The organism is Methylomagnum sp., assembly GCF_054333355.1.
Genome location: NZ_JBTEKS010000229.1, coordinates 1 through 7,223 on the forward strand (window position 1 = coordinate 1; position 7,223 = coordinate 7,223).

Here is a 7,223-nt window from a genome sequence, read left to right on the forward strand (position 1 = left end):
TCTCAGGCGTGGGCTGAAGCCCGCTCCCGCCACCTCAAATCCGGCTCAACAATTCCGCCTTCTTCCCGGCGAATTCTTCCTCCGTCAGTACTCCCTTCTGCCGTAATTCCGCCAGCCGCTCAATGGCCTTGAACACGTCGGCCTCGCTATTCAAGGGCGCCGACGGGGTTTCGACGGGCACCGGGCTAGGCGCGTAAGGCTCCGGGGCCGACGGCGCGGGCGGCGCGAAATTCCCGCCGCCGGACACCACCGGCAAGTCCTCCACCCGCACCAGGCCGTACTGGCTGGTGAAGCTCAGCGAAGACCCGTAGCCCTGTTGCTGGGAAACGCCGCCGATCTGATGGTCGAGGGTGTCGTACACCGTGACCTGTCCGCCGATGTCCACCGCCAGCCGCCGGGCGCCGGGAAACACCGCGTAGCGGAGGTTGTTCTGGCTGCCGGTCGAGCCGGGCGGACCGAACTCCCCCGGCCACCATCCGCCCGCCGCGCCGGTGGGTGGGATGAACAGGCTCTCGCCACCGCCGCCGCTGCCTTGATACTGGCCCTGGCTTTGGGTCGGCGCCGCCCACAGGGGCGGGTTGTTGGCGAGTTGCCGGGACAAGTCGCTGCACAGCCCATCGACCCGGTATTTCAGGGCGGTGTTGAACATGTCGCCCACCATGGTCATGCCGCCCTGCATCCACTGGCAGCCGCCGCCGAATTCCGGGTGGTTGAATTGCGCCATGGTGCCGCCGCCTTCCGTCACCGCCCACAATGCGGTCGTGACCGCGTCCTGGCTGAATCCATGGCGCTGGGCCAAGTCGGCGACGATTTGCTGGCCTTGGGGGGTGAGGTTGGTCATGGGCGTGGCTCCTAAAAGATATGGTCGGGAAAGGCTTGGCGTCCTTTGAATAGCCCGCGATTTGGCACTTTCGACGGCGGGAATGCAAATCGGAATGGGGAAACCGAGTGTTTACGGATGTTTCGCCGATATAGCTTCCGCCCAAACGACCAGCTTAAAATCCCGATCCACATCTTTCTCCTTATATGGACGACGCTAAATAACGGGCCGTCCCAATCCGACCGATTCCCACGCCCATGCAAACAACAACCACAACCAAGCGTCCCCTCGGCCTCGAAAAATTCAACGCGCTGTCCTTTCTCCTGCTCCTGTCCGGGTTCGCCGGTATTTCCTACGAAGTCCTGTACGGCCGCCTGCTGGGCAACCTGATTGGCGACCAGTTCGCCGTCTCCGCCTCGGTGCTGATTACCTTCTTGCTGGGGTCCGGCCTGGGTTCGGCCTTCGCCCACCGGCTGTGGCGCTGGCTGTGGCTGATCGAGGCGGGCATCGGCGCGTGCGGTGTGGCCTTCGCGTTCGGGCACGAGACGCTGCAAGGGCTGCTGTACAGCGGCGCCATCACCGCCGCGTCGGGGCTGGGGGTGCAAGTGTTGGTCGGCGTGGCGCTGCTGTTGCTGCCCGCCTTTTTGGTGGGATGCAGCGTGCCGCTGTTCTCCGGCTATCTCGCCAACGAGAGCGACGACGCCGGGTTCGCCGGGGTGTACGCCATCTATAACCTCGGGGCTGGGCTAACCGCCGTGGCGCTGGAATTCCTGGTGCTGCGGGCCTTCGGCATCACCGGCGCCATGCTGTGCTTCGTGACCATCAACTTCGTGGTGGCGGCGTGGCTGCGCTGGCGATACGCCGACCTGCCGCCGCCCCGTGCGGAAGGGATCGAGACCCAGCGCTTCCCGCTCAATGAGGTGGCCGCGCTGGCGCTGGCGTCCATGGCTTCGGCGATTTTCCAGTTGTTCATGATTAAGCTGGCCGAGTTCATGTTCGGGCCGTTCCGCGAAACCTTCGCCTTGGTCCTCGCCATCGTGCTGTTCGGCATCGCCATCGGCACGGGGCTGGTCAAGCGCTTCCGCATCGGCTTCAGCGGCTTGATGGCCGCGAACCTGCTGGGCTTGGGGCTGCTGCTGGCCTTGGTGAAGCCCGCCATCTACGCCTATTCCCACGCTTACGAGGCGGCGGTCGACACTTACGGCGCGGTCACGTCCCTCAAAACGGCGGTGCTGTTGGTGCTGATGACGATTCCCGCCATCACCTTCGGTGCCACGGTGCCCGCCCTGTTGACCCGCTCCGGCCATGTGGCGAAGGAATCCGGCTTCCTGCTGTTCGTGGCGGCGGTGGCGAACAGCGCGGGCTTCCTGGTGATGGTGTTCGTCATCCATCAATACCTGGATTACGGCGTGCAATTGCTCACCGTGGCCGGGCTGTCGGGTGCCGCGCTGCTGATGTATCGGGGCGTCGAAACCCGCGAGATCGAAGCGGCGGTGGCGGGGGCGGCGATGCTGTTCGGCGTGCATCACTGGCTGTGGGACGAAACCCTGCTGTTCATGAACTACGTGACCTTCCAATCCCACCAGGAATTGGTCAGCGCTCGCGAGGATTTCCGGGTCACGGAGCAATTCCGGGGACACCAGGATATTTTCTCCATTACCTGGATTGACGATAAGCCGTATTTCTTTATCAATGGGTATGTCAGCTTCCCGCTAAATTCCTCGTCCGAGCAGGTGGTCGGCCTAGTCTCCTCGCAGTTCGCGCCACGTATCGACGACGCGCTGGTATTGGGCCTGGGCAGCGGCTCCACGGCGTCCGTGGTGGCCTTGGCTTTCGACCATACCGACGCGGTGGAGATTAATCCCGCCGTGGTGGCGAATCTCGGCAAGATGAGCCAATGGAATCACGATCTTCTGGACAACAAGAAACTGAATATCGTGCTGGACGATGGCATCCATTATGTCCGTAGCGCCAAAAAAACCTATTCGCTGGTGCTGAATACCGTTACCTCCCCCATTTATTTCAGCTCGGCCAAGCTGTATACCCATGATTTCTATCAAGCCATCAAAAAGCGCTTGAAACCGGATGGTATTTACGCCACTTGGGTGGACTCCCGGATTGGCGACGGCGGGGTGGATATTATCCTCAAAACCTTGAGCGCGTCGTTCAAGGAATGCTCGGCGTTTTATATCAAATCCACCTATTTTCTATTCGTGTGTGGCGATCAGCCGGTTTCGCTCAGGCAGGTGGGGCTTGAAGAGCGGGCGCCGCAGGTTTGGCAGGAGTTGTCCAGGAAATATTTGATTGTGCCGGAATGGATACCCTATCACCTGTTGTCCGCCCATGCGTTCAAGCTGCTGAACGATCCCGATTCCGTGCCGGTGAATACTCTCGATTTCCCGGTGTTGGAATTTGAAATCGCCAAGCTGAAGCGCAAGGGCATACCCAGGTTCAAAACAGCTTTGGAGCAGCGGATTAGCCTGGACGAGCTGCGTCGCCCGTTGGCCGCGTTGGGTGGTTTGCGGCCCGCCCGCCTGGTGGTGGAGGCGGAGCAACGGCTGGACGATGACGCCTATATTACGCTGGCCTGGAAGAAGGCCATCGAAGCCGGCCAGGAAAGCCATGAACGGGAATACGCGGCAACCCGGCTGGAGTATTGGCAGCGGTTGGCAAAACTGGCGGGCACGGCCAAAGCCCATCATAAATACGGCTTCCAACTCTTAGAGCAGCAACGCTATGACGAGGCCATCGCGGAATTCAAGAGCGCCTTGGCGATAGATGAGCATTTCGACAATGCCTACTACAACATCGCGGCGGCCTACGAATTCAAAAAGGATTATGCCCAGGCCGTGGAAAACTATTCTAGGGAGTTGGCGATAGACCCGGAGGATCATGAGGCGGTCTATCGCATCGGGCGGGATTATGTGGAATTGGGGGATTATGAGAAGGGGCTGTTTTATTTGACGGCCCAGAACCGGAAATTCGACGGGGCGCGGGGGGGGCTATATCACGCCAGGGCGCTGGATGGGCTGGGGCGGCGCAGCGAAGCCGTGGAGCAATACCAGAAGGCGCTGAAAAACGATTCCGCCGACCCGGCGATAGCGGAGGACGCCCGGCAGCGCTTGACCAAGCTGATGGCGGGGGGATGATTCATGGTTTGTGATTCGTAGGATGGGTTAGGCGCGCTTTCGGAAGGTTTGATATTCCCGTCAGTATCGCCGTGCGCCGTAACCCATCGCGCTAACTGGGATGGTGGGTTACGGCGCACGGCAAGCCCAGCGTCAAGCGTGGGGTTCGTCGGATGTGCGCCTAACCCACCTTACGAATTGTGGGCCAGCCAAAACGGACAACATCTCTATTAAAGGGATGTTGTCCATGCCGAAATAAGCCATCCGCGTTCCGCGTCTTGACTTTCGCGGGGCCGGAAAAAGCCCTTCACCCAGCGCCATCATAAAGCCTTGCAAGCCACGGGCGGCGCGGCTTTGGCGATTCTGCGGATGATTCGCGGGCGGCGGTTGGCGGGTTTGGACGGGGCCGTTTTCCGAATCTTTCGAACCGCTCCATTTTCGGCACGCGGTTGAACAGGGCAAATTAGGCGGGTCTAATATTCGATATTCTTTTTGCCAATATCGAGAGACTCCCACCATGATTCAAACCTCCACCCTCGACCGGCTTTCCCTGGCCTACAAGGTGCTATTCACCGGATTCTTGCTGGTGATCGGCGTCGGACTAATGATGGCCGGGGCGCAGATCATGCTGACCCACGGCAAGGCCGACGGCAAGCCGGGCCTCTCCATCAACGACATTGTTTACAGCTATTACGGCAACCGCAGCGGCTCCAAGCTGGAATCCATGCTCAATGGCCAGATGAAGCCCATGGCGCCGGACGATGTGCGTTTCGAACTGATCCAGTGGGCGCGTGATGGCGGCCAGATCACGGACTGGAAGCCCAAGATCGAGCCGATCATGCAGCAGTATTGCGTGTCTTGCCACGGCCCCGGCGCCGCGCTGCCGGACTTCACCAAGTTCGAGAATGTGAAGAAGGTCGCCGAGGTGGACGAGGGTGCCAGCGTCGGCTCCCTGACCCGCATTTCGCATATCCACTTGTTTGGCATCGCCTTCATTTTCCTGTTCGTCGGCTGGATTTTCGGGATGGCCCGGTACCCGAACCGCTGGAAGCTGATCCTGATCGCCACGCCCTTCGTCTTCCTGATTCTTGACGTGCTGTCCTGGTGGCTAACCAAGTATTTCCCGTCCTTCGCGTGGCTCACCATGATCGGCGGCATCGGCTATAGCTTGGCGTCCACGGTGATGATTTTCACCTCTCTGGCCCAGATGTGGCTGCCCCGTCAGAATTGGCTGGATTATTGGACCTCCGAGGAGGAAGGTGAGGCGTCCGCATAGGCGCGGCTCAATCCCAATCCCGTAGGGTCACTGCCGTTAAGTTATCGCGACTTACAACCGTGTTCGATACGACGGGTCGTGATGTAGTAGGGGCGAATTAATTCGCCCCTACAGGTGTGGCATGTATTGAATCCGAATGAACACCACTATAAGCGTGCGCGGGTTTTGATTTCGTTGACTGAGCCTGTCCTGAGCGCCGCCTAAGGGCGGAGTCGAAGCCAGCGAAATCAAAACCCCTCGGCAGGTTCGCTTCGACTCCGCTCAGCGAATGGTGGCCCAACTTAATGGCGGCGACCCGTAGGGAGGGCGGGTAAGGCGCGTTTCGACAAAGCTTGCGATTCACGTTGAATCTGCCGTGTGCCGTAACCCACCATGTTGATCGGGGCGGTGGGTTCCGGCGCCGGATTCCACCAACGCCTTCAGGCTCATCTCACCCAGCGCCTCGTTCCTCGCGCCATTCAAGCGTTCAAGCAGCCCATCCACCGGCGCGGCTGGTTGGCCGGTGTCGTCCCCCGGCTCCGCTTCCAGCGCCGCCAGAATGTCCGCAACCATCAACACGCAAGGCTCGCGGGCTGGCACCCAGGCCGATTCGCTGCCTTCCACCGGCAATACCAAGCCCCGCTCCCGCAGCCGCTCCAGCGCATCCGCGATGGCCAAGTCCGGCAGGTCCAGCCGCGCCGTGAGTTCCGCCAAGGTCCAGGGCGGCTCTCCCCGCCAGAAGCGTTCGGCCAGCAATGCCATGATCCATAACCCGACCCGCCGGAACCGCGCCTGTCCGAATTGGGTCTCCCGCCGCGCCATTCGCAGATAGCGCGGATGCTGAGCATAAAAGGACACATCCACGCCCAGCAGCAGGATCAGCCAGCTCACGTACAGCCAGATCATGAACACGATGAGGATGGCGAAGCTGGAATAGATCGCCGCGTATTGGGTGGACCCCGCCACGAATTCCGCGAATAGCCCGCCCGTCAGGCGCCAAGCCACGCCCGCCGCGATGCCCCCCGTCAACGCCGCCCGGAGGCTTACCAGCGTGTTGGGCAGAAAGGCGTACAGGAAGGCGAAGGCGATGCTGATGAACAAGGTGGGCAACAGCTTCCCGAGCCAGAAGTACAGCGTGCCGAAGGGCTCCAGGGCGATGATGGCTTGCACGATGCCGTGGCTGGTCATGGACGCCATCAGCCCCAAGGCCGAGAACACCAGCACCGGACCCACCATCAGCACGCTCAAATATTCGCTGAACCGGCGCCGCAGGCTGCGGGATTTTTGGACCCGCCAGATATGGTTGAAGGAATCCTCGATTTTTTGCAGCAGGGACAGCACGGTCCAGAACAGCAGGGCGAAGCCGGTGAAGCCCAGCACGCCGACTTCCAGGTTGTTCACGAAGCCGATCAGGCGGTCGGTGAGTTCCGCGCCTTGCGGTCCCAGCGGTGCCACCATTTGCAGCAACAGGGGCCGCATTTGGTTGTGCGCCCCGAACGCTTTCAGCACGGAAAAGCTCACCGCCAGCAGCGGCGCCAAGGACAGCAGGGTGGTGTAGACCAGGCTGGTGGCGCGGAGGTCCAGGCCACCGTCGGTCACGTCGCGGAACAGGGCGGCGCCCAAGCGGCGGGCTTGCTGGAATAGGCGCGGGAGCGCGGGCAATTTGCCGCCGACGTTTTGTTGCAACCAGTTCGTCATCGTCATCCCACCCTGGAGTGCGAGGTTTGCCTTGCGCGAGATTGGCGCCGTGCAGAGCGAGCTTCGCACGGCGGCGGATTGTTCACCCAATGGCGGCGCGAGTCGAGGGCCACCCGATACATCCCGATAGTTCCTGTGGGGGTGGGCATGTACTCATGCCCACCCCACCCCACAACACGTTCCATGCTTTCAACGGCGGGGCTATAAGCTTTCCACCGACTCCGCCGCCAGCCATTCCCGCAAGCGCTCGAAATCCGCCCGCAGCGCGTTGGCGATGGAGTCGAAGCGCAGCGCGGCGGCGGGATGGTAGCTGATGAAGTAG

4 protein-coding genes are annotated in these 7,223 nt (G+C 61.2%); 2 read left to right on the top strand and 2 right to left on the bottom strand.

What is annotated here, in order from left to right; all coding sequences use genetic code 11:
- Positions 1 to 34: 34 nt before the first annotated feature.
- Positions 35 to 841 carry an SHOCT domain-containing protein gene (locus ACXWUF_RS15515; RefSeq protein ID WP_458495558.1) on the bottom strand — a complete coding sequence of 269 codons (807 nt, stop codon included), beginning with the start codon at positions 839 to 841 and terminating at the stop codon, positions 35 to 37.
- A 236-nt stretch (positions 842 to 1,077) separates the two neighbouring features.
- On the opposite strand from ACXWUF_RS15515, the gene ACXWUF_RS15520 reads away from it, so the two are divergent.
- Together ACXWUF_RS15520 and ACXWUF_RS15525 are read left to right on the top strand one after the other, a co-directional pair.
- Positions 1,078 to 3,969 carry a spermine/spermidine synthase domain-containing protein gene (locus tag ACXWUF_RS15520; RefSeq protein ID WP_458495559.1) on the top strand — a complete coding sequence of 964 codons (2,892 nt, stop codon included), beginning with the start codon at positions 1,078 to 1,080 and terminating at the stop codon, positions 3,967 to 3,969.
- Between the two features lie 496 nt (positions 3,970 to 4,465).
- On the top strand, positions 4,466 to 5,224 hold the full coding sequence (locus ACXWUF_RS15525) for an elongation factor-1 alpha (RefSeq protein ID WP_458495560.1): 759 nt from the start codon (positions 4,466 to 4,468) through the stop codon (positions 5,222 to 5,224).
- Positions 5,225 to 5,563: 339 nt separating this feature from the next.
- Here the strand turns inward: ACXWUF_RS15525 and ACXWUF_RS15530 are convergent, their stop codons facing one another.
- Complete coding sequence (locus ACXWUF_RS15530; RefSeq protein WP_458495561.1) at positions 5,564 to 6,901, bottom strand: YhjD/YihY/BrkB family envelope integrity protein; 1,338 nt, start codon at positions 6,899 to 6,901, stop codon at positions 5,564 to 5,566.
- Positions 6,902 to 7,223: the final 322 nt, after the last annotated feature.